At 66.1% G+C, this 25154-nt stretch carries 24 protein-coding genes; 4 read left to right on the top strand and 20 right to left on the bottom strand.

Annotated elements, in window-relative coordinates:
- Nucleotides 1-231: 231 nt before the first annotated feature.
- The 15 genes from GJV37_RS25015 to GJV37_RS24945 all read right to left on the bottom strand — a co-directional run bounded on the left by GJV37_RS25015 (nt 232) and on the right by GJV37_RS24945 (nt 14926).
- The gene (locus GJV37_RS25015; protein WP_193453038.1) at nt 232-2790 is read right to left on the bottom strand and encodes a TonB-dependent receptor; all 2559 of its coding nucleotides are present in this window, start codon (nt 2788-2790) and stop codon (nt 232-234) included.
- 242 nt (nt 2791-3032) lie between these two features.
- A complete protein-coding gene (locus GJV37_RS25010; RefSeq protein WP_170859816.1) occupies nt 3033-3983 on the bottom strand; it encodes a FecR family protein in 951 nt (316 codons plus the stop codon).
- Complete coding sequence (locus GJV37_RS25005) at nt 3980-4501, bottom strand: sigma-70 family RNA polymerase sigma factor (RefSeq protein ID WP_024764379.1); 522 nt, start codon at nt 4499-4501, stop codon at nt 3980-3982. The genes GJV37_RS25010 and GJV37_RS25005 overlap by 4 nt, the downstream gene beginning before the upstream one ends.
- 186 nt (nt 4502-4687) lie before the next feature.
- On the bottom strand, nt 4688-5647 hold the full coding sequence (locus GJV37_RS25000) for a DMT family transporter (protein WP_170859815.1): 960 nt from the start codon (nt 5645-5647) through the stop codon (nt 4688-4690).
- A 93-nt stretch (nt 5648-5740) separates the two neighbouring features.
- On the bottom strand, nt 5741-6160 hold the full coding sequence (locus GJV37_RS24995; RefSeq protein WP_024764381.1) for an MAPEG family protein: 420 nt from the start codon (nt 6158-6160) through the stop codon (nt 5741-5743).
- A 261-nt stretch (nt 6161-6421) separates the two neighbouring features.
- On the bottom strand, nt 6422-6637 hold the full coding sequence (locus GJV37_RS24990) for a TOBE domain-containing protein (protein WP_017517652.1): 216 nt from the start codon (nt 6635-6637) through the stop codon (nt 6422-6424).
- 44 nt (nt 6638-6681) lie between these two features.
- The gene (gene ssuB, locus GJV37_RS24985) at nt 6682-7494 is read right to left on the bottom strand and encodes an aliphatic sulfonates ABC transporter ATP-binding protein (protein ID WP_065086434.1); all 813 of its coding nucleotides are present in this window, start codon (nt 7492-7494) and stop codon (nt 6682-6684) included.
- Nucleotides 7491-8279 (bottom strand): aliphatic sulfonate ABC transporter permease SsuC, encoded by a 789-nt coding sequence (gene ssuC, locus GJV37_RS24980; RefSeq protein ID WP_024764383.1) that lies wholly within the window; start codon nt 8277-8279, stop codon nt 7491-7493. Before ssuC ends, ssuB begins: the two co-directional genes overlap by 4 nt.
- A gap of 62 nt (nt 8280-8341) precedes the next feature.
- Complete coding sequence (gene ssuD / locus GJV37_RS24975; RefSeq protein WP_024764384.1) at nt 8342-9490, bottom strand: FMNH2-dependent alkanesulfonate monooxygenase; 1149 nt, start codon at nt 9488-9490, stop codon at nt 8342-8344.
- A gap of 178 nt (nt 9491-9668) precedes the next feature.
- Nucleotides 9669-10634 (bottom strand): sulfonate ABC transporter substrate-binding protein, encoded by a 966-nt coding sequence (locus GJV37_RS24970; protein ID WP_038803409.1) that lies wholly within the window; start codon nt 10632-10634, stop codon nt 9669-9671.
- 134 nt (nt 10635-10768) lie between these two features.
- Nucleotides 10769-11362 carry an NADPH-dependent FMN reductase gene (gene ssuE / locus GJV37_RS24965; RefSeq protein WP_037012392.1) on the bottom strand — a complete coding sequence of 198 codons (594 nt, stop codon included), beginning with the start codon at nt 11360-11362 and terminating at the stop codon, nt 10769-10771.
- Nucleotides 11363-11511: 149 nt separating this feature from the next.
- Nucleotides 11512-12264 (bottom strand): ABC transporter ATP-binding protein, encoded by a 753-nt coding sequence (locus GJV37_RS24960; RefSeq protein WP_065086433.1) that lies wholly within the window; start codon nt 12262-12264, stop codon nt 11512-11514.
- Nucleotides 12264-13085, bottom strand: a complete 822-nt coding sequence (locus GJV37_RS24955) for an ABC transporter permease (RefSeq protein ID WP_170859814.1) — start codon at nt 13083-13085, stop codon at nt 12264-12266. Before GJV37_RS24955 ends, GJV37_RS24960 begins: the two co-directional genes overlap by 1 nt.
- A gap of 3 nt (nt 13086-13088) precedes the next feature.
- Nucleotides 13089-14105, bottom strand: coding sequence for an aliphatic sulfonate ABC transporter substrate-binding protein (locus GJV37_RS24950; RefSeq protein ID WP_037012385.1), 1017 nt, complete (start codon nt 14103-14105; stop codon nt 13089-13091).
- Between the two features lie 182 nt (nt 14106-14287).
- Nucleotides 14288-14926: a peroxiredoxin gene (locus GJV37_RS24945; RefSeq protein WP_024764389.1), complete on the bottom strand. Its 639-nt coding sequence runs from the start codon at nt 14924-14926 to the stop codon at nt 14288-14290.
- Nucleotides 14927-15220: 294 nt separating this feature from the next.
- Between GJV37_RS24945 and GJV37_RS24940 the strand changes: the two genes are divergently transcribed.
- Nucleotides 15221-15430: a DUF6316 family protein gene (locus GJV37_RS24940; protein WP_037012382.1), complete on the top strand. Its 210-nt coding sequence runs from the start codon at nt 15221-15223 to the stop codon at nt 15428-15430.
- A gap of 86 nt (nt 15431-15516) precedes the next feature.
- On the opposite strand, the gene GJV37_RS24935 is transcribed toward GJV37_RS24940, so the two are convergent.
- A complete protein-coding gene (locus GJV37_RS24935) occupies nt 15517-17079 on the bottom strand; it encodes a sigma-54-dependent transcriptional regulator (RefSeq protein ID WP_169887368.1) in 1563 nt (520 codons plus the stop codon).
- A 271-nt stretch (nt 17080-17350) separates the two neighbouring features.
- On the opposite strand from GJV37_RS24935, the gene phhA reads away from it, so the two are divergent.
- The 3 genes from phhA (at nt 17351) to GJV37_RS24920 (ending at nt 19794) form a co-directional block, all read left to right on the top strand.
- A complete protein-coding gene (gene phhA / locus GJV37_RS24930) occupies nt 17351-18139 on the top strand; it encodes a phenylalanine 4-monooxygenase (protein ID WP_170859813.1) in 789 nt (262 codons plus the stop codon).
- Nucleotides 18140-18244: 105 nt separating this feature from the next.
- Complete coding sequence (locus tag GJV37_RS24925; protein WP_024764391.1) at nt 18245-18601, top strand: 4a-hydroxytetrahydrobiopterin dehydratase; 357 nt, start codon at nt 18245-18247, stop codon at nt 18599-18601.
- The gene (locus GJV37_RS24920) at nt 18598-19794 is read left to right on the top strand and encodes an amino acid aminotransferase (protein WP_024764392.1); all 1197 of its coding nucleotides are present in this window, start codon (nt 18598-18600) and stop codon (nt 19792-19794) included. The genes GJV37_RS24925 and GJV37_RS24920 overlap by 4 nt, the downstream gene beginning before the upstream one ends.
- 175 nt (nt 19795-19969) lie before the next feature.
- On the opposite strand, the gene GJV37_RS24915 is transcribed toward GJV37_RS24920, so the two are convergent.
- From GJV37_RS24915 to GJV37_RS24900, 4 genes are all read right to left on the bottom strand, one after another.
- Nucleotides 19970-20992, bottom strand: coding sequence for a transporter (locus GJV37_RS24915; protein WP_037012376.1), 1023 nt, complete (start codon nt 20990-20992; stop codon nt 19970-19972).
- A 112-nt stretch (nt 20993-21104) separates the two neighbouring features.
- Entirely contained in the window at nt 21105-22235 is a 1131-nt protein-coding gene (locus GJV37_RS24910) for a TIGR03364 family FAD-dependent oxidoreductase (RefSeq protein WP_193453037.1), read from the bottom strand.
- Nucleotides 22236-22326: 91 nt separating this feature from the next.
- Nucleotides 22327-23352 carry a putative 2-aminoethylphosphonate ABC transporter substrate-binding protein gene (locus GJV37_RS24905; RefSeq protein WP_193453036.1) on the bottom strand — a complete coding sequence of 342 codons (1026 nt, stop codon included), beginning with the start codon at nt 23350-23352 and terminating at the stop codon, nt 22327-22329.
- Between the two features lie 95 nt (nt 23353-23447).
- Entirely contained in the window at nt 23448-25154 is a 1707-nt protein-coding gene (locus tag GJV37_RS24900; RefSeq protein WP_038803407.1) for a putative 2-aminoethylphosphonate ABC transporter permease subunit, read from the bottom strand.

The following is a 25154-nucleotide window of genomic DNA, read 5'->3' as shown; positions in this document are numbered from 1 at the left end:
CCTTCGGGCGCCCGTTTTCGTTGGTACTTGGCGCAGGCCTTTTGGTAGGGCGGATAACGCCAACGGCGTTATCCGCCGTGAGCACCATCGGCGGATAAAGCGTCCCGCTTTATGCGCCCTAGGAGCACGCCGGATCGTAGGAGCGAGCTTGCTCGCGAACGCGCCCTGCTCCGCTGCTGCCGGGAAATCCGCTCGCGAGCAAGCTCGCTCCTACAGTCGACAGGGAGCCTCTCAGAAGTACTGGGTAAGGCTGAACTTGGCGTTGCGGCCCTGGCTGTAGACGCTGTCGCCGGCCAGCGCCGGGTGGTAGTCGCGGTTGAACAGGTTGTCCACGGTGAAGTTCAGCTCGGTATTCTCGAAGCCCAGGCGGCGCGGCTTCCAGCTGGCGAAGACGCGCTGGGTGTCATAGCTGTCGTTGACCGTCTGGTCCCAGAAGATGTCGCCGACGCTGGTGCCCATGCCGCCCTTGTACTTGTCGCTGGGCAGGCGGTCGGTCTGGCGGACGAACTCGCCCTGCCAGCCGATCTGCGCGTCCCACGCCGGAATCTTGGTGCCCAGGGTGGCGACCCACTTGGCCGGCGGCACGTCACGCGCCCACACGTTCGGCCCCCAGGGGTTGCTGTAGGCGCCGTCGTGCTTGCCGGTCACCCACGAGTACGACAGCCCGCCGAACAGCCAGGGGCTGTCGTAGAAACTCTCGATCTCGAAGCCCTTGTAGGTCACGCCCGGCAGGTTGCGGTAGTTGGAGAGCGGCAGGTAGTCGCCGCAGCTGCCGGAGATGGTGCCGTTGTCGATGGCCTGCTGCTCGCAGCCGACGCTGCGGGTGCGGAAAATCTCGTCCTTGATCTTGTTCTGGAACAGCGTGGTGCGCACCTGCAGGTTGTCGCCGTTGATGAACAGGTCCGGCAGGTTGACCAGCGAGCCGAAGCGCAGCGCATGAATGCGCTCGGGGTCGAGGTCGCGGCTGGTGGCGCTGACCGTGCTGCTGTTCTGCACCTCGTACATCTCGTCGATCACCGGCGCACGCCAGGTACGGCTGTAGTCGGCGAAGAAGCCCAGGCGCTCGGTGGCCGTCCAGAACAGCGAGAGGCGCGGCGACCAGCCGCTGTAGGTCTGCGAGCTGTAGTCGTGGCCTTGCGCGGCGTTGTTGTAGATCGGCGCGTCATTGTCCTTGCCCTGGTTGCGCACATGGTCGAAGCGCAACGACGGGGTGATGGTCACGCTGCCCAGGGTCAGCGCGTCCTGGATGTAGGCGCTGTTGGTGTTCTGCTTGCCGCTGGGCATGAAGGTCGGCTGGAAGTGCCCATAGTTGTAGCGCGCGGTGTTGTAGGTGGAGCCGGGGATATACATGTCGGTGGTGCGGGTGTGCCGGTGGAACTCGGTACCCACGGTGAACGCATGCTGTACCGGGCCGGTGGCGAACAGGCTGGTATTGCGCAACTCCAGCACCTTGTCCTTGTAGTCGGTATCCATCTTGCGGCCACCGGTGGAGACCTGGAAGAAGGCGTCCGGATTACGCTCGTCGGTCTGGTCGATGTGCGACTCGGAGTACTGCACCATCAGGTCGATCAGCGGGTTGTCGATCGGGTGGTATTCGTACTTGCCGGACCAGGTCGTGTCGGTGGTGTCGCGGTGCGCCAGCAGGCGCTTGAGCGCCGCTTCATAGCCGTAGCGATCAATGCTCGACTGGGTCGGTGGCGTCGGGTAGGAGGCCGAGGAGAACGGCGTCCAGCGGGTGCTGTGGGAGCGGCTGTAGGCCAGGCTGATGTCGTTGTCGAGGTTGGGGTGCAGGTTCAGCTTGAACAGCCCGGCGTCCAGGTCCTGGGCGCTATTGGGCAGGCGGCTGGGGTTGATCGGGTAGTTGTTGTTCGGGTCGGGAATGTGCCCGGCGAGCTTGATGTCGCGGCCATCGCGGGCGGTAACGTAGGCCAGCGCATCGACCTTGCGGTCCTCGGTTCGGCCATAGACGGCGCCGCTGTAGATCTTCTGCTGGTCGTTGGAGTGGTAGCCGTACTTGAGCATGGCGCCGACGTTCTGATCGTCGCGCAGCAGGTCCGGCGCGTCCTTGGTTTCCATGTGCACGGTGCCGCCGAAGCCGCCGTTGCCGTTGTAGACCGAGTGCGGGCCCTTCTCCACTTCGATGCGCTTGATCAGCTCCGGCTCGATGAACACGGTGCCCTGCTGGTAGCGCTCGAAGCCGCTCTTGGGTGCGCCGTCGAGGGTGAAGGGCACGTCCTCGGCATCGCCCAGGCCCCAGATGTTGACGGTCTGCCCGCCCGGCTTGGGCGAGCCGCCCATGGTCACGCCGGGCAGGGTCTGCAGCAGGGTGGGAATGTTGTCGGCCTGGATGCGCTCGATGTCCTTGCGGGTCAGGGTCGAACGGCCGACATTGCTGGAGTCCACCGACAGGCCGCTGCCGACGATGGTCTGCGAATCCAGTTCCATGGCGTTGTCGCTGAACTTGTCGACCTTGCCGGAGCGCCGCACGACAAAGCCGTCGCCCGCCTCCACCAGTTCCAGCGACGAGCCCTTGAGCAGGTGCTCCAGGACTTCGCGCATGCTGTAGCGGCCGGCTACCGCGGGAGCCTTGAGCCCCTCCAGCTGGGAGGCGTCATAAAGCACCTGCACGCCTGCCTGCTGCGACAGGCTGCCGATGGAGTCGCTCAGTGCCTGCGCCGGCAAGTCGATCTGCCAATCGACAGCGCGGCTGTACTCGGCCGTCATCAGGCTGCCGAGCAGCACGGCACAGCCTAGCGGGCGTGCGAACGGGAAGTTGAAACGAGACTGCATGCAAGGCCCTCCCCAGGGACGAAAAGCGCTGCGCGTTTCGCAGCGAATGACGGGGAAGACCCTCATTCGAGAAAACCCCACACCTGCAAATAAAAATATTTCTCAAAAATGATTCAGGGTACATGGGAGCGGAAACGGGTACGGGATTTTCGTAGGAACGAGCTTGCTCGCGAACCGGCCCAGGTCCGGTGCTTCCGGGAAATACGTTCGCGAGCAAGCTCGCTCCTACAAGGGAGGGGCGATCAGCGCGGCAGGATCACGGCGCTGCCATCGGCCTTGCGCTGCACGCGCACGTCGAGCAGTACCGGCAGGGCCGCGAGGAAGTCGTCCGGGCGGGCCAGGCGCACGTTGCCGGAGATGGGCCTCTGCGCCAGGCGCTCATCGCCGAGGCGGATGGGCGCCGCGCGGTACTGCGACAGCTCGTCCACCAGCGCCCCCAGGGGCTGATTGCGGAAGGCGAGCATGCCGTCGCGCCACGCAGCGATGGAGGCGACAGGTACGCGGTCGATCTGGACCTCCCCTGCCCCGGCAGCAAGCTGGGCGCGATCACCCGCGGTCAGGGTCTGCTCGTCACGCGCATCGAGTTTCGCCTGCAAGGCCACCTTGCCGTGGCGCACGGCCACCGTCAGGCCGTCGTCCGTACGGTGCACATCGAAACCGGTGCCAAGGACGCGCACACGGCTGCCACCGGAGGTCACCCGGAAGGGCCGGGCAACATCGTGGGTGACTTCGAAATAGGCCTCGCCGCGCAGCAATTGCACATCGCGGAACGCATCCGAGGAGTTCACGCGCAACGACGAATCCCCCGCGAGGAAAACCCGCGTGCCGTCGGCCAACGTCACCTCGCGCTGCTCGCCCGCAGCGGTGGTCTGCACCTGTTGCGGATCGGCCAGGCGGCCGCCGCTGAAGTCGTTTGCCAGCAGCAACGCCGCGCAGAACACACTGGCAGCCGCGAGCCCGCGCCAAGGCCATGCCGGGCGACGGCCAGGCACGATGGCCGGTCGGCGGATATGGTCGAGATCGCTCCACAACTGCTCGATCTCACGGTAGGCGGATTCATGCGCAGGGTCTTCCGCCAGCCAGTCGGCGAAGGCCTGGCGCTCGCGGGCATCCCAGGCGCCTGCGCGCTGGCGGCTGAACCACTTGGCGGCGAGTTCGTCGATCACCTGCTGGCGTTCTTCCTGCGGCGTCATGCTTCGCCCTCTCCCTGAACCTGACGCTTGCAATGCAGCAGCGCGCTGGCAACGTGCTTCTCCACCATGCTCAATGAAATCCCCATGCGCCTGGCCACCTCCGGCTGCGAAAGGCCATCGAACTTGTGCAGGATGAAGGCCTCGCGGCGCCGTGGCGGGAGGCTGTCGAGCGCCTTCGAAAGCTGGCGAAGATAACGTTGTCGCTCGAACTGCACCACGGGTTCGCCTCCTTCGGCGGCCGGTTGCTGGTCATGGTCGAGGGCCTCTTCCGGCTCATTGGAGAAGCGCCGGGAGCGCTGCCAGTGGTCGCGCAGCAGGTTGCGCGCGACCTGGAAGAGAAATGCGCGCGGCTGTTCGACTTCATGCCGCGAGGAGGACTTGAGCCACTGGGCGAAGGCATCCTGGGCGAGGTCGGCGGCATCCGCCGAACTGCCCAGCTGCTTGCGCAGGAAGCGCAGGAGCTCGCCGTGGAAGGAGCGATAGGCCTGGGACACCGAACGGGAGAAGCGCTCATCCATCGACCCACGCCTCCCGGCGTCGCCGCCCTGCTCCGCTATTGCCCGCTACCACGTCGCCCCCGAACCGAGGCGCTGGGCCTCGACAACCATCGAATTGCACAAATGATAATACATATCATTTGCGAAAATGAAGCCGAACGCGAGCGCTGGATAGCAGAAGGCCGCCTCGCGGCGGCCCTCGGGGATTCAGAGGTTGGCGATGCGCGCCCTTCGCGCCCGGTAACTGCGCAACAGTGAAGGCGCCAGCGCGGTCAGCGCGGAGCCGCTGACCACCAGCAGCGCGCCGACATAGGCCAGCCCGTTGAGGTCTTCGGGCAGCACGAACTCCGGCCACAGCGAGGCAGCCAGCGCCACCGACGCGAAGGTCACCAGCGGGGTGATCGCCAGGGTCGCGCTGACCCGCGAGGCCTCCCAGTGCGCCAGCGCCTCGGCGAAGGCGCCATAGGCCACCAGGGTGTTCAGGCAGCAGGCCAGCAGCAGCCAGCCCTGGAGCGGCGAGAGGTCCAGCGCTTCCAGCGGATGCGCCCAGGGCGTGAGCAACGCACCGCAGCCCAGGTAGATCACCATCATTACCTGCACCGAGGTCCACTGGGTCAGCAGTTGCTTCTGCGCCAGGCCGTAGAAGGTCCAGATGAAGGCGGCAAAGACCACGATCAGCACGCCGGTAGTGTACTCGCCCAGCGAGCTGAACAGTTCCGCCAGGCGCTGGTTGAAGAACAGCCCGAAACCGAAGATCAGCACGGCGAGCCCCAGCGCCTGGCCGATGCTGAAGCTCTCCTTGAAGACGAACAGGCTGCCCAGCAGGAGCAGGATCGGCGCAATCTGGATCACCAGTTGCGTGGTGCCCGGCGTGAGCATGCGCAGGCCGATCAGGTAGCACACGTAGTTGCCGGTCAGGCCGAGAATGGCCAGCAGCACCAATCCCTTGCCGCGCGCGCCAAGTGGCGAGAAGCGCGGCAGCTGGCGGGTGAAGGCCAGGTAGATCAGCAGCAGACCACCGGACACCACCAGGCGAAACCAGGTGACGGTGATCGGGTCCATGACCCTGAGCACTTCCTTGAGCTTGATCGGCAGGATGCCCCAGAGAACGGCGGTGACCAGGGCCAGGAACAGGCCGAATTGCCAGCGGCCGGATGAAACGTGCATGGAAGCCTCGACGCGTGTGCGGTCCGCCATGCTAAGTCATGGCGGTATCGCCCCATAGGAACAGTTGCGTTGCGCAACTGTTCCGGTCGCCGCTCAGATCAGGGTCGAGAGGCGCAGCAGCCACCAGATCAGGATGATCAGCTGAACGAAGAAGGCAGCGAAACGCACCCACACCGCCAGCGCGGAAGTACTGAGCAGGTGCACCACCGACTGGACGATGCGCGCCACCAGCAGGGTTGGCGCCAGCGGGTCGGTGATTACCGTCTGCTGAGTGACCATCGCATAGAGCAGCACCGCGCAGAACAGCGGCACGTTCTCCACGCAGTTGGCGTGGGCACGCACCAGGCGCTGGCCGAAAGTGCCGGGGGTGTTGCTGCCGTCGGCGGCGAAGACGTTGACCTTCATGCGGCCGCTCATCACCAGCAGGCCACGCTGGTTGACCAGCAGCAGAACCAGCAGCACGGTCCAGGCGACCAGGCCGAGCAATGCGAAGGCAGAGGGACTCAGGGACATGCGGGACTCCTTTCTCTTGTTGGTTTGAGCGGGAGTCTAAGGGAAGTAGAGCAATTGCTCTAGCCGTTTGCCGCTGGCGCAAAGCCTGGCTATTCGTAGGATGGGTGGAGCTTGCGATACCCATCGGGCCACGCGCCGACAGCATGGGTGTCGCTGCGCTCCAGCCCTCCTACAAAATCGCCCGGCGCGTCCCGGAAGCCGTCGCGCAAAAGGAAACGGGCAGCCCGTTTCCGGACTGCCCGTTGTATTCCAGCGCCGCATTCAGAGCTTGGCGATGGACACCTCGGTGGATTTCACGAAGGCGATCACTTCGCTGCCGATGGCCAGTTCCAGCTCTTTCACCGAACGGGTGGTGATCACCGAGGTGACGATGCCAGCGGCAGTCTGCACGTCGATTTCCGACAGTACATCGCCTTCGACGATTTCCTTGATGGTGCCCTTGAACTGGTTGCGGACGTTGATGGCTTTGATGGTCATGGCGTAGCTCCTTGGGAGAATGGGGTCTTCGGATGAACGTTGGATCAGAGCGCCCAGCGCAGCTGCGTGGGCAGTGGGGAAACGGGTTCCGGCTCGGGCGGCTGCGCCGGCAGCGACAGCACGCGTTCGAGCACTTCGGCTTCCAGCGCGGCCAGGCGTGCCGAACCACGGGCGCGCGGGCGGTGCAGCTCGACATTGAGGTCCAGGCCGATCTCGCCATCCTCGATGAGGATCACCCGGTCGGCGATGGCCACGGCCTCGGCGACATCATGGGTGACCAGCAGCACGGTGAAGCCATGCTGCTGCCAGAGGCGCTCGATCAGTTGCTGCATCTCGATACGGGTCAGGGCATCCAGCGCGCCCAGCGGCTCGTCGAGCAGCAGCAGGCGCGGCTGGTGGATCAGGGCACGGGCCAGGGCCACGCGCTGCTTCTGGCCACCGGACAGGCTGGCCGGCCACTCGTTGGCGCGGTCGGCGAGGCCCACGGCTTCCAGCGCGTCCAGCGCCTTCTTGCGCCAGTCGCCTTTGAGGCCGAGGCCGACGTTGTCGATCACCCGCTTCCAGGGCAGCAGCCGCGAGTCCTGGAACATCAGACGGGTTTCTTCGCGGGCACTGTCCAGCGGCGCGGAGCCGGCCAGCAGTTGCCCGTCGCTGGCCTCGTCGAGCCCGGCCAGCAGTCGCAGCAGGGTGCTCTTGCCGCAACCGCTGCGGCCGACGATGGCGACGAACTGGCCGGCGGGAATCCGCAGATCGATACCCTTGAGCACTTCACGCTCGCCGAAGCGTTTACGGACGTTTTCCAGCGCCAGCGGAATGCCTTTCTTGAGTTTCTGAGGCAGGTTGTTCACCGCATTCATGCCGCACCTCCCTTGACCTGATAGGCCGGGTGCCAGCGCAGCCAGACGCGCTCAAGGCCGCGGGCGGCGAGATCGGCCAGCTTGCCGAGCACGGCGTAGAGCAGGATGGCCAGGACTACGACGTCGGTCTGCAGGAATTCGCGGGCGTTCATCGCCAGGTAGCCGATGCCGGAGTTGGCGGAAATGGTCTCAGCGACGATCAGGGTCAGCCACATGAAGCCCAGGGCGAAGCGCACGCCGACCAGGATCGAGGGCAGCGCGCCGGGCAGGATCACCTGGCGGAACAGGGCGAAGCCGGACAGCCCGTAGCTGCGCGACATTTCCAGCAGGCCCGGGTCGATGTTGCGGATGCCGTGGTAGGTGTTGAGGTAGATCGGGAACAGCGTGCCGAGGGCGACCAGGAAGATCTTCGCCGACTCGTCGATGCCGAACCACAGGATCACCAGCGGGATCAGCGCCAGGTGCGGCACGTTGCGGATCATCTGCACGGAGCTGTCGAGGAAGCGCTCGCCCCACTTCGACAGGCCGGTGATCAGCCCCAGCACCAGGCCGATGCTGCCGCCGATGAGGAAGCCGACGGCGGCACGCCAGGTGCTGATCGCCAGGTGTTGCCACAGTTCGCCGCTGACCACCAGGTGGTAGCCGGCCTCGGCCACCGCGCTGGGCGCCGGCAGGATACGGCTGGACAGCCAGCCGAATTCCACCGCCAGTTGCCAGATCACCACCAGGCCCACCGGCAGGGCCCAGGGCGCGAGGCGCTGGGCGAGTTGATTGGAATTGCTCATTTCGTCTCTCCGGATTCTTCGTCGGGCGGATCACGCGGCGCGTTTGCCGCCCGACCGCCTTATCAGCTCGCCGATGCCGCCTTGGGCAGAATGTCGTTGGCGACCATCTCGCCGAACGGGCTGACGTAGCCGCGCTCCTGCGGTTGCTGCGGGCGAGCGAGGTCCAGGTGCGGGAAGAGCAATTCGGCGACCCGGTACGACTCTTCCAGGTGCGGGTAACCGGAGAAGATGAAGGTGTCGATCCCCAGGTCCGCGTATTCCTTGACGCGCGCCGCCACGGTCGGGCCATCGCCGACCAGCGCGGTGCCGGCACCGCCGCGCACCAGGCCGACGCCGGCCCAGAGGTTGGGGCTGACCTCCAGCTTGTCCTTGTTGCCGCCATGCAGGGCGGCCATGCGTTGCTGGCCGACGGAATCGAAGCGCGCCAGGGACGCCTGGGCACGGTCGATGGTGTCCTGGTCCAGGTGGGAGATCAGGCGGTCGGCGGCCTGCCAGGCTTCGTCGTTGGTCTCGCGGACGATCACATGCAGGCGGATGCCGAAGCGCACGCTGCGGCCTTGCCTGGCGGCCTTCTCGCGGACCTGGGCGATCTTCTCGGCGACGGCGGCCGGCGGCTCGCCCCAGGTCAGGTACAGCTCGACCTGCTCGGCAGCGAGGTCCTGCGCGGCGTCGGAGGAACCGCCGAAGTACAACGGCGGACGCGGTTGCTGGATCGGCGGGTAGAGCAGCTTGGCGCCCTTCACTTGCAGGTGCTTGCCGTCGTAGTCGACGGTCTCGCCCTCCAGTACGCGGCGCCAGATGCGGGTGAATTCGACCGAGGCTTCGTAGCGCTCGGCGTGGCTCAGGTGCAGGCCGTCGCCGGCCAGTTCGTCCGGGTCACCGCCGGTCACCAGGTTGAACAGCGCGCGCCCACCGGAGAGCCGGTCGAGGGTTGCGGCCTGGCGGGCGGCCACGGTCGGGGAAATGATGCCCGGACGCAGGGCGACCAGGAACTTCAGGCGCTGGGTCACCGGGATCAGCGAGGCGGCAACCAGCCAGGAGTCCTCGCAGGAGCGGCCGGTAGGGATCAGCACGCCACCGAAACCGAGGCGGTCGGCGGCCTGGGCGACCTGTTGCAGATAACCGTGGTCCACGGCACGGGCGCCTTCGGCGGTGCCCAGGTAGTGGCCGTCGCCGTGGGTCGGCAGGAACCAGAAGATGTTGAGACTCATCGCTGTAACTCCAGATAAGCGCGCCGGCGTGGCGTAGCCGCGCGATGATGGGATGGGTGTACGTGTTGCTACTGTTCTTCGCAGGAGCGAGCTTGCTCGCGAACCGACTCCCGGCAGCTCTGGAGCTGGGCGGGTTCGCGAGCAAGGACTAGGCGTCCCCCTCGCTCCTACAAGGGAATCATTGGGCGGTAGCGACCTTGGCAGGCGCCGTCCACACCACGTCCTTGATGCTCAGCTTCTTGGGGATCAGCTTCAGGTCGGTGAAGGTGTCGGCGATCTTCTGCTGCGCGGCGGTAACGTCCGGGGTGATCGGCTGGGCGCCGTAGCCCTGGCGTTTCACCGCGGTGAAGGTGATGTCCGCCGGCAGGCCGAGCAGCGGCGCGACCTGGTCGGTCACCTGCTGCGGGTTCTGCTGCGACCACTCGCCCACCGAACGCACTTCGTCGATCAGGGTGGTGATCACCTGCGGGTGCTGGTTCGCGTACGGGCGGGTGGCGAGGTAGAACTGGTGGTTATCCACAAGGCCGGTGCCATCCACCAGGGTGCGGGCGGAGAGCTGTTTCTCGGCGGCGGCCTGGTACGGGTCCCAGATCACCCAGGCATCGACGCTGCCACGCTCGAAGGCGGCGCGGGCGTCGGCCGGCGGCAGGTAGACGGGCTGGATATCGGTGTATTTCAGGCCGGCTTTCTCCAGGGCGCGCACCAGCAGGTAGTGCACGTTGGAGCCTTTGTTCAGGGCGACTTTCTTGCCCTTGAGCTCGGCGACGGATTTGATCGGCGAATCCTTGGGCAGCAGGATCGCTTCGCTGGTCGGCGCCGGCGGTTCATGGGCCACGTAGACCAGATCGGCGCCAGCGGCCTGGGCGAATACCGGCGGGGTTTCGCCGGTGACGCCGAAGTCGATGCTGCCGACGTTCAGGCCTTCGAGCAGCTGCGGGCCGCCGGGGAATTCGGTCCATTGCACCTTGACGCCCTGCTCGGCCAGGCGCTTCTCCAGCGTGCCACGGGCCTTGAGCAGCACCAGGGTGCCGTATTTCTGATAGCCGATACGCAGGGTGCCGGGTTGTTCGTCCGCCTGGACGTTGTAGGACAGGGCCGCGATCAGCAGGGCCGCCAGTCCACTACGCAAAGTGAGAGTCCGCATGGGAGTGATCCTTCGTCGAGTGTGATTGCCGGACCTGCGGTCCCGTTGGCGGGACGGTGAGGGCCTTTTCTTGTTGGTGACGCAGTTGCCGCCTGCCGGGTTGGGGCTTGGCGTTCACTGCGTGGGGTTGTCTGTCAGATGCTCCAGCGGGCGTTGATCAGCCGTTCGTTGAGCAGGTTCGGGTCGATGGGTTTCGGCCGGCGCGCGAGGGCGCCATGGAACTGTTCCAGGGATTCCAGCAGTCGGTGTTCGAGGGTCGGTTCCAGGCGCGCCGGGGAATTGCCCTCGGGGTATTGCACCTGGCTCTCTTCGGCGAACACCCCATGCAGGGTTTCCTGTGCCTTCAACGCAGCGAGGACCGGCTTGAGCGCGTAGTCCACCGCCAGCATGTGCGCGTTGCTGCCGCCAGTAGCCAGGGGCAGCACCACCTTGTGCGCCAGCGCCCGCTCCGGCAGCAGGTCGAGAATGACCTTCAGCGCACCGGCGATGGATGCCTTGTACACCGGGGTGGAGATCACCAGGCCGTCGGCGCGCAGGACCTGTTCGATCAGCTCGACCACCCGCGGGCTGTCGAAGCGTGCATGCAGCAGGTCTTCCGCCGGAAAATCGTGCACGGAGTAGGAGCGCACCTCGGCGCCGTGGGCGTGCAGCCAGTTCCGTGCGACGTCCAGGAGGACGCCGGAGCGGGAACGCTGGCTGGGGCTGCCGGCTAGGGTGACTACATACATCTGCACGCTTCCTTATAACGATCAGGACGATACGAATGCCGCCCTGCTAACCAATGTGCATAGACCTTAACAGGCAATCTCATATTCCAATAAATGTTATTTTTTCATTTGGTTATGCGATTTTGTTTTTAATGTAGAACAGTGATGAGTCAGATGACGTGGGACTGGTGCAGCTCGGTCAGCGCTTCGCCGCGCAGAAAGGCCAACTCGACGGCGCGACGATCCCGAGGGCGCGGCAGCGGTACGGGGAATTCGCGGCGCAGGCGACTGGGTGCGCCGCCCAGCAGCAGGACGCGGTCGCTGAGGTAGAAGGCTTCGTCGAGGTCGTGGGTGACCAGCAGGATGCTGATGTCGTACTCCAGCGCCAGTTGCTGGATCAGGTCCTGCAGGCGGATGCGGGTGAAGGCGTCCACCGCGCTGAAGGGTTCGTCCAGCAGCAACACCTGCGGACGACCGTAGAGACCACGGGCGATGGCCGCACGCTGGGCCATGCCGCCGGAGAGTTGTTTGGGCAGCAGGTCACCCTTGCCTTCCAGGCCCACGTCGCGCAGCAGGTGCGCGATACGGTGGTCATCGGCCAGCCAGCCGTCGGCGAAACCGATGTTCTGCGCCACGGTCAGCCAGGGCAGCAGGCGCGGCTCCTGGAACACCACGCCGACGCCACCACCGCCACGACCGGTGTCGCCGTCCGGGCCGAAACCCAGCAGCGGGTTGCGCTCCAGCGAGCCGGCGAACTCGTCGTCCAGCCCGGCGGCGATGCGCAGCAGGGTACTTTTGCCACAGCCACTGGGGCCGAGCAGGCTGACCACTTCGCCCGGCGCCAGGCTCAGGCTGACATCGTCCAGCACCCGCACGCCGGAGAAGCTCTTGCGGATATCACGCAGTTCCAGCAAGGCGCTCATCAGCTCTCTCCATTGCCCAGGAAGGTATCGCGCCAGGCCAGCGCACGCTGCTCCAGCGCCTTGAGCAGGCTGTCGCTGAGCTTGCCGAGCACCGCCAGCACCAGGATGGCGGCGATGACGATGTCCGGCCGCGAGGTTTCCCGGCCGTCGCTGAGCAGATAGCCGAGGCCACGGGTGGCGGCGATCAGCTCGGCAGCAACGAGGAACATCCAGCTCAGGCTCAGGGCGCCGCGCAGGCCGGTGAACAGGCTCGGCAGCGCGGCCGGCAGCAGAATCCGCCGCACCAGGGCAAAGGGCGAGAGGTGATACAAGCGGCCCAGCTCGACCCACTTGCGGTCGACGTTACGCACGCCGGCTACCAGCGAGAGATACACGGGGAAGAAAGCGCCGAGGGCGATCAGCACGATTTTCGGCGTCTCGTCGATGCCCAGCCAGAGCAGCAGGAGCGGCACCCAGGCGAGGCTGGGAATGGCCCGCAGCGCCTGGAAAGTCGGTTCGAGATAAGCCTCGGCACGCTGGCTGAGGCCGACCCAGGTGCCGATCAGGATGGCCAACGCCGCGCCGATGGAGAAGCCGGCAGCCACCCGTGCGAGGCTGGCCGCCACGTGCCTCCACAGCTCGCCCTGGGCCAGTTGCCAGAGCGTCAGCGCGACACTGCTGGGCGCGGGCATCTGGTGCTCGGGCAGCCAGCCGACGCGTACCACCAACTCCAGCCCCGCGCACAGCAGCAGCGGCAGCAGCCAGGCGCGCCAGCTCAGTCGCGGCCAGCGCAGCCTTGGCAGGCGGCGCTGGCGAGCGAGGCGCAGGCTCTGGGTTGGCATGGATTACTGCTCCGCCTTGGCGACAGCGCCAGCCTTGCCAATCACCTCGCCGGCCAGTTGCGGGGCAATCAGCTGATCCACCACGGCGGTGACATCAGTGCCCGGGCGAACCAGTTGCTCATCGATCAGGATCGGCGCGGCGGCTTTCAGCGCGGCAACTTGTTCGGCGCCCGGCAGCGGCTTGCTGAAATCAGTGCGCGAGAGCTGCAGCTTGGCCACTTCCAGCGGCAGCTTGGCCTCCTCGGCGAGCAGTTTCGCGGTTTCCTCCGGATGGGCGATGGCCCATTGGCGCGCCTCTTCGTAGGCGGCGATGACCTGCTTGATCAGCTCCGGCTGCTCCTGCTCGAATTTCTCGGTGACGCTGAGCACGCCGTAGCTGTTGAAGTCGACGTTGCGGTACAGCAACCGCGAGCCGGCCTGCAGTTCGCTGGCGGCCATGTGCGGGTCCAGCCCCGCCCAGGCATCCACCCTGCCCTGCTCCAGCGCGGCGCGGCCGTCCGGGTGCTGCAGGTGGACGATTTCCACGTCGTTCTTGTCCAACCCGGCCTTTTGCAGGCTGCGCAGGAGGAACAGATAGGGATCGGTGCCCTTGGTGGCGGCGATCTTCTTGCCCTTGAGGTCAGCGACGGACTTGAGCGGCGAATCCTTGGGCACCACCAGCGCGGTCCACTCCGGCCGGCTGGCGATGTAGACGGTCTTCAGCGGCGCGCCGTTGGCGCGGCTGAGTACGGCGGCCAGCCCCGCGGTGGAGGCGAAGTCGGTACTGCCGGCGTTGAGGTATTCCAGGGAACGGTTGCTGCCCTGGCTGAACACCCAGCGCACTTCGGTGCCCTGCGGCTTGAGGGACTTCTCCAGCCAGCCGAAGTGCTTGAGCACCAGGCTGGTGGGCGCGTAGTAGGCGTAGTCCAGGCGCACCTCCTTCGGTGCGTCGGCGGCTTGGGCGGGGCTGTTGTAGGCGCCGATCGGCAGGCTCGCGAGAAGAGCGACGGCCAGGCTGCGGCGCCAGGTGGAATGACCCATGGTCGTTCTCCTTGGCGTGGACTGGTGTCTTCTTCCCGTCTGGCGGGCAAGTCAGATCGTTGGTGGTGGAGCGAATAAAAAAGCGCGGCGTGGTCCGCGCGTGAAAGATAAAAAAGGGGCCGGCGGACCGGCCCGATTTCCCGCTCGAGGCGTGAGTGATTCCCCGGATGGGGAGCGGAGAATCACTTGTTCGGTTGAGGGGTGAGGCGCAGGTACGGCTTGATGGCGCGGTAGCCCTTGGGGAAGCGCTGCTTGATCTCTTCCTCGTCCTTGAGCGAGGGCACGATCACCACGTCGTCGCCGTCCTGCCAGTTACCGGGCGTGGCGACCTTGTGGTTGTCGGTGAGCTGCAGCGAGTCGATGACGCGCAGGATTTCGTTGAAGTTGCGCCCGGTGCTCGCCGGGTAGGTGATGGTCAGGCGCACCTTCTTGTTCGGGTCGATGACGAACAGCGAACGCACGGTGAGGGTGTCGTTGGCGTTCGGGTGGATCAGGTCGTACAGCTCGGAGACCTTGCGGTCGGCGTCGGCGATGATCGGGAAGTTGACCACGGTGTTCTGGGTCTCGTTGATGTCGTCGATCCACTTCACGTGGGAGTCCACCGGGTCGACGGACAGGGCAATCACCTTGACGCCCTTGGCGGCGAACTGGTCCTTGAGCTTGGCGGTCAAGCCCAGCTCGGTGGTGCACACCGGGGTGAAGTCGGCCGGGTGGGAGAACAGAATGCCCCAGCTGTTGCCCAGCCATTCATGGAAACGGATGCGGCCTTCGCTGGATTCCTGTTCGAAGTCGGGGGCGATGTCGCCGAGTCGCAAGCTCATGGGTCTCTCCTTGTTCGTGTTGGTAGCCACTATGCACAAGGTCTTTACGCATTAAAAAGAATATATTTTGATTTTCTTATAACCAAAATCAAGAACTCGTATCGACCCTGCCCTGGCGCCCCGGGCGCGCTGGACACTGAGCATAGCCAAGCTAGCGGGAAGCTCTGCCCGCCAGGTGTTTCACCGCTGAGACAAAACCCAACCGTTCGTCGCCATCCCCCTGCAGCCCCTGTACGGCGGGGCTTTGCGGCATACACTCGAATCAATTAATCCTTTTGTACGGGAGGTCAGCGTATGTTGGGGCAACGTGTCGGCGACAATCAGGCGGCCACCCATTACCGCAGCGATCGGATCAGCGCGGTCAATGGCCAGTACTTCTTCTCCACCCGCGAAGGGACTCTCGAAGGGCCGTACTTCACCCGCTTCGATGCCGAACGCGAGGTGGCGCAATACATCACCCGCATGCGCCAGGCGGCAGGGTTGATGGCGCGCGTGGCGCAGTGACGGCGAGCTGACCGAACGCGAGTGCACAACCCCGGCCCGGTGCCGGGGTTTTGTTTTTCCCGCTGCGTTCAGTTCCTGGGAGTCGCTCAGGACTCCTCGCTTTGCCCCAACCCATGCAGGCGCAGCTTGTTGGCGATGGTGGTGTGCGACACCCCCAGGCGCTTGCCCAGTTGCCGGCTGCTCGGGTGCTCGCGGTAGAGCCGCTCCAGCACCGCTCTCTCGAACCGACCGACGATGGCGTCCAACCCGCCCTCCAGGGAGAAGTCGCCCAGCGGATGCGGCGCACCGTAGTCCGGCAGGCGGATGTGTTCGGGGCGAATGGTGCCGCCCTCGCACAGCGAGACCGCCTGGAACAGCGCGTTTTCCAGCTGCCGCACGTTGCCCGGCCAGTGGTAGCGGCCGAGGCGGTCCAGCGCCTGGGACGAGAGCTTGGGCAGAGCGCAACCGATCTGCCGGCTGGCCTGGTCGAGGAAGTGCTGCACCAGCGGTTCCAGGCCGTCCAGGCATTCGCGCAGCGGCGGGATGTGCAGCGACAGCACGTTGAGGCGGTGGTAGAGGTCCTGGCGGAACTCACCCTTGGTGCACAGCTCGGACAGGTCCACCTGGGTCGCGCAGATCACGCGCACGTCCAGGTACACCTCCTCGTCACTGCCGACGCGGCGGAAGCAGCCATCCTGCAGGAAGCGCAGCAGCTTGGCCTGCAGGCGCGGGCTCATCTCGCCGACGCCATCGAGGAACAGCGTGCCGCCCGCGGTGAGTTCCAGCAGGCCGAGCTTGCCTTCCGGACGCGCGCCCTCGAAGGCGCCCGGGCCGTAGCCGAACAGCTCGGTCTCGGCCATGGATTCGGGCAGGCCGGCGCAGTTCAGCGCCATGAACGGCGACTGCCCGCGCGGGCTGGCCAGGTGACAGGCGCGGGCCAGCAGTTCCTTGCCGGTGCCGGTCTCGCCCTCGATCAGCAGCGGCGCATCCAGCGGCGCCATGCGGCGCGCCTCGCGCACCACGGCGGCCATCACCCGCGAGCTCTGGAAGATGCTGTCGAAGCCGCGCAACTCCAGGCGCCGCACGTTGTAGATGCGCTCGCCGACGCGGTCGGCGCGGTGCAACGTCAGCACGGCGCCAGCCAGCGCCTCGCTCTCGTCGTGTTCGGATTGCAGCGGCGCGATGTCCGCGAGGAACACATCGCCCTTCACCTTCACGCGCAGGCCGTTGATGCGTGCCTTGTTGGCTCGCACCAACTCCGGCAGGTCGAGGTCCTCGACGTAGCGCGACAGCGGAATCCCCGGCACTTCGTCGACCCGCGAGCCCAGCAGCTGCGCGGCGGCCCGATTGGCCGCGACGATCTGCCCGGCCATGTCGATGGACAGCACCGGGAACTCCAGCGCCGCCAGCAATGCGTTCAACTCCAGGTGGCGCCGTTCGCTGGGCATCAGGCCGACACGCTTGACGCCGAACACGCCGGGCACCGCTTCGAGCTTGGGCTTGAGCGACTGGAACTGCAGGTTGATCAGGTTCGGGCAGAGCAGGTAGATGGCGTTGCCCTGCTCGCCGCCGACTTCGCCGCGGTTGACGTTGATGCCGTAGTCGACCAGCAGGTTGAGGATGTCGCGCAGGATGCCGACGCGGTTCTGGCAGTGCACTTTGATGCGCATGGCGGGCCCGTGGTTGTCGTTGTGGTGGGCGCTCCGGCGCGGATTTTCGCAAGGCAGCCGGAAATTACCGTCAAGAATATGTGACACCAAGCCGCACCTTCAAGCCATGGCCGGATGCCTGCGCCGCCTTGCGTAATCTTTTCTTTACGGATGAAGGCCCTGGTAGGCTGAAAACACCGCGAACAGGGGGCTGTTCGGCGGCACGACTCGCGCTAAATGTTGGTCATCACAACAACAAGGCCTCGACGCCACAGTACCTATGAGGGCACCCATGAAGACAACGCAGTACGTGGCCCGCCAACCTGATGAAGATGGCTTTATCCACTACCCGGAAGCCGAGCACCAGGTCTGGAATACCCTGATCACCCGCCAATTGAAAGTGATCGAGGGCCGCGCGTGTCAGGAATACCTGGACGGCATCGAACAGCTTGGCCTGCCCCACGACCGCATCCCGCAACTGAGCGAAATCAACCAGGTGCTCCAGGCCACCACCGGCTGGCGCGTGGCGCGGGTGCCGGCCCTGATTCCCTTCCAGACCTTCTTCGAGCTGCTGGCCAGCCAGCAATTCCCCGTCGCCACCTTCATCCGCACCCCGGAAGAGCTGGACTACCTGCAGGAGCCGGACATCTTCCACGAGATCTTCGGCCACTGCCCGCTGCTGACCAACCCCTGGTTCGCCGAGTTCACCCACACCTACGGCAAGCTCGGCCTGGCCGCGAGCAAGGAAGAACGGGTGTACCTCGCCCGCCTCTACTGGATGACCATCGAGTTCGGCCTGCTGGACACCCCGCAAGGCCTGCGCATCTACGGCGGCGGCATCCTTTCGTCGCCCAGGGAGAGCGTCTACAGCCTCTCCGATGCGCCCGAGCACCAGGCCTTCAACCCGCTGGAATGCATGCGCACGCCGTACCGCATCGACATCCTGCAGCCCCTGTATTTCGTGCTCCCCGAGCTCAAGCGCCTGTTCGACCTGGCCCATGAGGACATCATGGCGCTGGTGCGCGAAGCCATGCTTCTGGGCCTGCACGCGCCGAAGTTTCCGCCGAAACAGGCCGCCTGATCCGCTGCAATGGATCCCATCTGTGCCTAGGATGAGACGTGCTCGCGAGCCTAAGATGGTTCGCGAGCGCACTCCTATGCCACCCCACGACAAGGAGAACCTTTCATGACCGCACTTACCCAAGCCCATTGCGAAGCCTGCCGCGCCGACGCCCCGAAGGTGTCCGACGAAGAACTGGCGGTGCTGATCAAGCAGATCCCGGACTGGAATATCGAGGTCCGCGACGATCACATGGAGCTGGAGCGGGTCTTCCTGTTCAAGAACTTCCGCCATGCCCTGGCCTTCACCAACGCGGTGGGCGCTATCGCCGAGGAAGAAGGCCACCACCCCGACCTGTTGACCCAGTGGGGCAAGGTCACCGTCACCTGGTGGAGCCACGAGCTGAAGGGCCTGCACCGCAACGATTTCATCATGGCCGCGCGCACCGACGAGCTGGCCGCGAAAGCAGAGGGACGCAAATGAGCCATTTCGCCAAGGTCACCCGCGTACCGGGCGACCCGATCCTGGGCCTGCTCGAAGCCTACCGGGCCGACCCCAACCCCGCGCGGCTCGACCTTGGCGTGGGCGTCTACAAGGACGCCCAGGGCCTCACGCCGATTCCCCGCGCGGTGAAGCTGGCCGAGCAGCGCCTGGTGGATAGCGAGACCACCAAGAGCTACGTCGGCAGCCACGGCGACGCGCTGTTCGCTGCACGCCTGTGCGAGCAGGTACTGGGCGTCACCTCGCCGCTGCTGGCCGATTCGCGTGCCGACGCCACGCAGACGCCCGGCGGTACCGGCGCCCTGCGCCTGGCGGCGGAGTTCATCGCGCATTGCCTGCCGGGGAAAAATATCTGGTTGAGCGACCCGACCTGGCCGATCCACGAGACCCTGTTCGCCGCCGCCGGCGTGCCGATCAAGCACTACCCCTACGTCGGCGCGGACAATCGTCTCGACGCGGAGGCCATGTTCGCCATGCTGGAGAAAATCCCGCAGGGCGACGTGGTGCTGCTGCACGCCTGCTGCCACAACCCCACCGGCTTCGACCTGGATCACGCGCAATGGCAGCGCGTGCTGGAGATCGTCCGTCGCCGCGAGTTGCTGCCGTTGCTGGACTTCGCCTACCAGGGCCTGGGCGATGGGCTGGAGGAGGACGCGTATTCCGTGCGCCTGCTGGCCGAGAGCCTGCCGGAAGTGCTGATCACCAGCTCCTGCTCGAAGAACTTCGGCCTCTACCGCGACCGCGTCGGCGCGCTGATCGTCTGCGCCGAGAACGCCGACAAGCTCACCGACATCCGCAGCCAACTGGCACTGTTCGCCCGCAACCTGTGGTCCACCCCACCGGCCCACGGCGCCGAAGTGGTCGCCACCATCCTCGGCGACCCGGAACTGAAGAACCTGTGGCTGGCAGAGCTGGACGCCATGCGCGGGCGCATCGCCGACCTGCGTATCGGCCTGGTGGAAGCCCTGCGCCCCCACGGGCTGGCGGAGCGCTTTGCGCACATCGCCATCCAGCGCGGCATGTTCTCCTATACCGGCCTGCAGGCCGAGCAGGTGCGCATCCTGCGCGAGGAGCACAGCATCTACCTGGTCAGCAGCGGCCGCGCGAACATCGCCGGGCTCGACGGCGAACGCCTCGACCACCTGGCGGCGGCCATCGCCCGCGTCTGCCGCTGACGTCGTTTTCTTCCCCCTCGACCGGCCATTGGGCCGGTCTTTTTTTGCCCGGAAATCGGGGCCCTGCCTTGCCTGTAGGAGCGAGCTTGCTCGCGAACGGTATCAACCGGCTGCTCTGGTGCCGGGGTTGTTCGCGAGCACGCTCGCTCCTGCAAAGTGCCCCTGCCGGCGTTGGTCAGTAATCGTCGCGCTTGCGAAACGCCCAGCGCCCGGCCAGGCCGGTGAAGCTGGCCACCAGCACGACCAGAATCCAGAACCCCTCCGGGTCGCTGGAGAAGGGAATGCCGCCGACGTTCATGCCGAAGAAGCCGGCGATGATGTTGATCGGCAGCGCCAGCACCGTGACCACGGTGAGGGTGAACAGCGTGCGGTTGCTCTGCTCGTTGATCTTCGCGGCGATCTCTTCCTGCAGCAGCTTGATGCGTTCGCCCAGGGCGGTGAGGTCGTTGATCACCAGGGAGAACTCCTCGGTGGCCTCGCGCAGCACGCGCACGTCGTCTTCCTTCAGCCACAGCGGCGGGCGGTTGAGCAGGCGCATCAGCGAGCCCGGCTCCAGCGCCAGCAGGCGTTGCAGGCGCACCAGCACCCGGCGCATGCCGCCCAGGTCGGCGCGGCTGGCGGAGAGGCGCGAGGACAGCAACTGGTCCTCGATGCGGTCGACGCTGATGCTGGTTTCGCGGACGATGCGGGTGAGGATTTCGCCCTGGTCGCGCAGCAGGTGGACCAGCAGCTCCAGCGGCGAGTTGAAGCTTTCGCCGTGCTTCACCGAGGAGCGCAGCGTATCCACCGAACGCAGCGGCTGCGCACGGGCAGTCACCAGCAGGCGGCCACGGGCGCAGACCCACAGCGTGGCGACGTCCGAGGACATGCGGCTGCTGAAGTCGAACACCACGTCGTTGACCACCGCCAGCAACGCGCCGTCCACATGCTCGATGCGGGTGGAGCGCGAACCTTCGCGCAGGGTCTCGAAGAAGTAGTCGGGCAGTTCCAGGTGCGACTTCATCCAGCGCTCGCAGGCCGCGTGCGCCAGGTTCAGGTGCAGCCAGAGGAACTCATCCGTCGCCCGCGGCTCCTGCAGGCGCTGCAGCGCGGTAGGCGAGTCGATTTCCAGGCCGGGCTGGCCGGGACGAAAGCTGAAGCCATAGAGCAGGCCGAACAGGTCGGAATCCTGATGGCTCTGAACGATGCTGTGGTTCATGTCTCTCCGCGCGCGCAGCCTGTAGGAGCGAGCTTGCTCGCTCCTACAAAAAAGCGAATCCGTGTGTGCCGGTAGTACCAGAACCCAGTGAACGGCAGATGACAGCTGCGTGTCAGCCAAACAATCCGGCCACGGTGCGCTCGCCCAGCGCCGGGCCGATGCTCATGCCGACGCCGGTGTGCATCAGCACGGCGGTGATGCCGTCGGCGGCCTGCAGCACGGAGAACGGCCCCGGCCCGCGCGAGCCGTAGACGCCCTGCCAGCGCTCGACCACCTCCACATGCATGCCCAGGGTGTCCTCGGCCAGCTCCAGCATGAGTCTGTCCACGGCCTCGGCATTGAACGGCGCGGCGTCGCTGCCGTAATGGTGGGAGTCGCCGATGATCAGCTCGCCATGGGGCGTTGGGCTGACCAGCAGGTGGATGCCCTGCTCTTCCAGTTCCGGCGTCTCGCGGCGAATCTGCTCGCGCACCGCCTCGGCCTCGGGCAGGTCGGAGAAGGCACCGTAATGCACGCAACTCAGGCCGGTGAGGATCGAGTGGGCGAGGCCGAAATCGACCTGCGGGCGGGCGCGCAGCATCTGCAGACGGCACACCTGCGGCTCCAGCGGCGCGATGACCTCGGCCAGCAGCGTCTGGTAGTCGTGGCCGGAGCAGACGATCACCTGCCCGGCGGTGAAGCTGCCCGCCGTGGTGCGCAGCACGCCGCTGTCGACGTCACGCACGAGGGTGGAGAAATGGAACTGCACGCCGTGCTCGCGGCGCAGGTAATCGATCAGGCTCGGCAGCGCTTCGCGGGAGTACAACTGCTGGTCGTCGAAGCCGAGCAGCGCGGCGCGGTGATGGCGGAAGTGCCCCTGGTAGAGGTCGTTCAGCTCGCTGCCGCGCAGCAGGCCCACGCGGTAGTCCATCGCCTTCGCGCGGCCGGCGCAGAAGGCTTCCAGCAGATGCTCCTCGGCCTCGGTGCGAGCGAACAGCAACGAACCGTTGCGCCGCAGGGAGAACCCGGCGCCTTCCGCCCATTGCCCCCAGATCGGCCGGCTGGCTCGTGCCAGGTCGGACATCACGCCCGGCGGCTGGCCGGTGACCAGCGCCTGGCCGAAGTTGCGTATCGAGGCGCCCAGGGGTGTGGCGGTGCGTTCGAAGACACGCACGGAAAGCCCGCGGCGGGCGGCGGCGTAGGCGTGGGAAAGGCCGAGGATACCGGCGCCGACGATGGCGACGTCGCAGTGGGTGTGGCTCATGGGGGTATTTCCTGCGTGGCGAAGAGCCCCTCTCCCCCGCCCTCTCCCTGAAGGGAGAGGGTTGGGGAGAGGGAGCCATCGGTGTCAAACCTTACTTCTGCGCAACCTTCTCCGACTTGCCGTCATAGCGCTTGCGCCACTCGGCGAGGATCTCGTCGCGGTTCTTCGAAGCCCAGGCGAAGTCGTTCTTGATCAGGCGCTGCTCATAGTCGGCCGGCAGTTCGGTCTGCGGCTTGGCGATGCCCGGCTGGGCCAGCACGGCGAAGTTTTCCTTGTACAGCTCCATGGCTTTCGGGCTGGCGGAGAAGTCGGCGAGTTTCTTCGCGGCGGCTTCATGCTGGGTGCCCTTGACGATACCGGTGGCTTCGATTTCCCAGCCCAGGCCTTCCTTCGGCAGGACGATGTCCAGCGGCGCGCCCTGGCGCTTGAGCTGCACGGCCGGGTACTCGAAGGAGATGCCGATCGGGAACTCGCCGGCGGCGGCCAGCTTGCACGGCTTGGAGCCGGAGTGGACGTACTGGCCGATGTTCTCGTGCAGGGCGTCCATGTAGGCCCAGCCCTGCTTCTCGCCGAAGGTCTGCAGCCAGGCGGAAACGTCGAGGAAGCCGGTGCCGGAGGATGCCGGGTTCGGCATGACGATCTTGCCCTTGTATTCCGGCTTGGTCAGGTCCTGCCAGCTCACCGGTTTCTCCAGGCCCAGTTTCTCGGCCTCGACGGTGTTGAAGCAGATGGTGGCGGCCCAGACATCCATGCCTACCCACGCCGGCGGGTTGACCGGGTCGCGGTAGTTCTTGCCGATGGCGTCCAGGTGCTTGGGCGCGTACTTCTCCAGCATGCCCTGCGCATCGAGGATGGCCAGGCTGGAAGCCGCCAGGCCCCAGACGGCGTCGGCCTGCGGGCGATCCTTCTCGGCCAGCAGCTTGGCGGTGACGATGCCGGTGGAATCACGTACCCACTTGATCTTGATGTCCGGGTTCTCGGCTTCGAAGGCCTGCTTGTAGGCGGTCAGCTGTTCCGGTTCCAGGGCGGTGTAGACGGTCAGTTCGGTGTCGGCGGCGTGGACCTGTGCGGCGAAAGCGGCAACCACGGCAGCGGCGAGGGCAAGACGTTTGAACATGTGGAGCTCCTTGGCAGTGTTTTTTCCCCGCGCGGAGGCGGGTTTTGTCAGGGGTTGAGCCCTCGCCGAAACGGGGGCGACAGCGTCCAGCGGTGTTACGGGTTTCTCCAGGCCTGGGAGCGGCGCAGCAGGCCGCGCGAGGCGCCGGCCAGCAGCAGCGACACAGCCGCGGAGGTGAGCAGGATCAGGGTGGACATGGCGGCGGCGCCGCCGACGTTGCCGGAGTCGTCCATGTTCAGCACGGCGACGGCGGCGAGGATGGTGTCCGGGTTGTAGAGGAAGATCGCCGCCGAGACCGTGGTCATCGCCGAGACGAACAGGTAGCGGGTGATGTCCAGCAGCGCCGGCAGGCAGATCGGCACGGTGACGCGCAGGTAGTGGCGCCACAGCGGCATCTTCAGCGATAGCGCGGCGGCCTCGAATTCGCCGTCGAGCTGGCGCAGCGCGGCGGTGGCGGTCATCTGCGCGGTGGTCAGGTAGTGGGCGATGGTGCACACCACCAGCAGCGCCATGCTGCCGTAGAACACATGCAGCGGGTTGCCCGGCAGGTTGAAGAAGAACACGTAGCCCAGGCCCAGCACGAGGCCCGGCACGGCCATCGGCACGAAGCAGAGCATGCGCAGCAGCTGGCTCAGCCAGCGCTGCTCGCGGGTCTTCTCGATCAGGTAGGCGCCGGTGAAGATCAGCGCGCTGCCGATGATCGCGGTGCACACGGCCATGGTCAGGCTGTTGCGATAGGCCAGCCAGCCGCCGCCGGCAGTGGTGTTGAAGTCGTAGTGGTTCAGCGACAGCGAGAGGTTATAGGGCCAGAACTTCACCAGCGAGGAGTACACGGCCATGCCCAGCACGCCCAGCAATACCATGCTGATCAGCACGACGATGGCGAGGAAGGCGGCATCGCGGCGACGCGAGGGTTTCGGGTGATAGACCTGCGCGCGGCCGCTCATGGCGTCGCCCTGGCGACGGCGCAGCCAGGTATCCACCGCAAAGCTGAGCAGCGCCGGCAGCAGGAGGATCATGCCGATCTGCGCGCCACGGCCGAACTGTTGCTGGCCGACCACCGCCTTGTAGGCTTCCAGCGCCAGCACCTGATAATCGCCGCCCACCACGACCGGCACGCCGAAGTCGGTGATGGTCAGGGTGAACACCAGGCAGAAGGCGGCGAACACGCCCTGCCGCGAAGCCGGCCAGGTGATGCTGCGGAAGGCTTTCCACGGGCCGGCGCCCATGCTGGAGGCGGCATCGAACAGGCGCGCGTCGGCCAACGACAGCGCGGACAACAGGATCATCAACGCATGGGGGAAGGTGTAGATCGCCTCGCCGAGGACGATGCCCCAGAAGCCGTAGATGTTGTCCGACAGCAGGTGGCGCAGCAGGCCCTGGTTGCCGAACAGGTAGATCAGCGCGATACCCGGCAGCATCGAAGGCGCCAGCAGCGGCAGCAGGGAAATCCCGCGCCACAGGCCCTTGGCCGGGATCAGCGTGCGTTGCAGCGCATAGGCGAACAGGTAGGCCGCCGGCACGACGATGCACGCCACGCTCACCGAGACCTTCAGGCTGTTGCCCAGCAGCCAGTGGAAGTTGTCGCTGCGCAGCAGCTCGCCCATGGCCGCCAGGCCGCCGCCCTGCCCCGCTTCGCCGCTGAAGCCGCGCCAGAAGATGGCCAGCAGCGGCATCAGCACCGCCAGGGTGAGCAGGACCAGCAGCAGGACCTTGCCGCCCCGGACGAACAGGCGATCACCCAGATCGCCGCGAACCTTGCCGACGGACAGCGTCGGGCTGTGCTTCACCACGGCTTCCAT

It is taken from the genome of Pseudomonas nitroreducens, from assembly GCF_010994165.1.
Lineage (GTDB): Bacteria > Pseudomonadota > Gammaproteobacteria > Pseudomonadales > Pseudomonadaceae > Pseudomonas > Pseudomonas nitroreducens.
The sequence above is the reverse complement of the archived record's forward strand: the minus strand, read 5'-3'. Positions and strand labels throughout refer to the sequence as shown.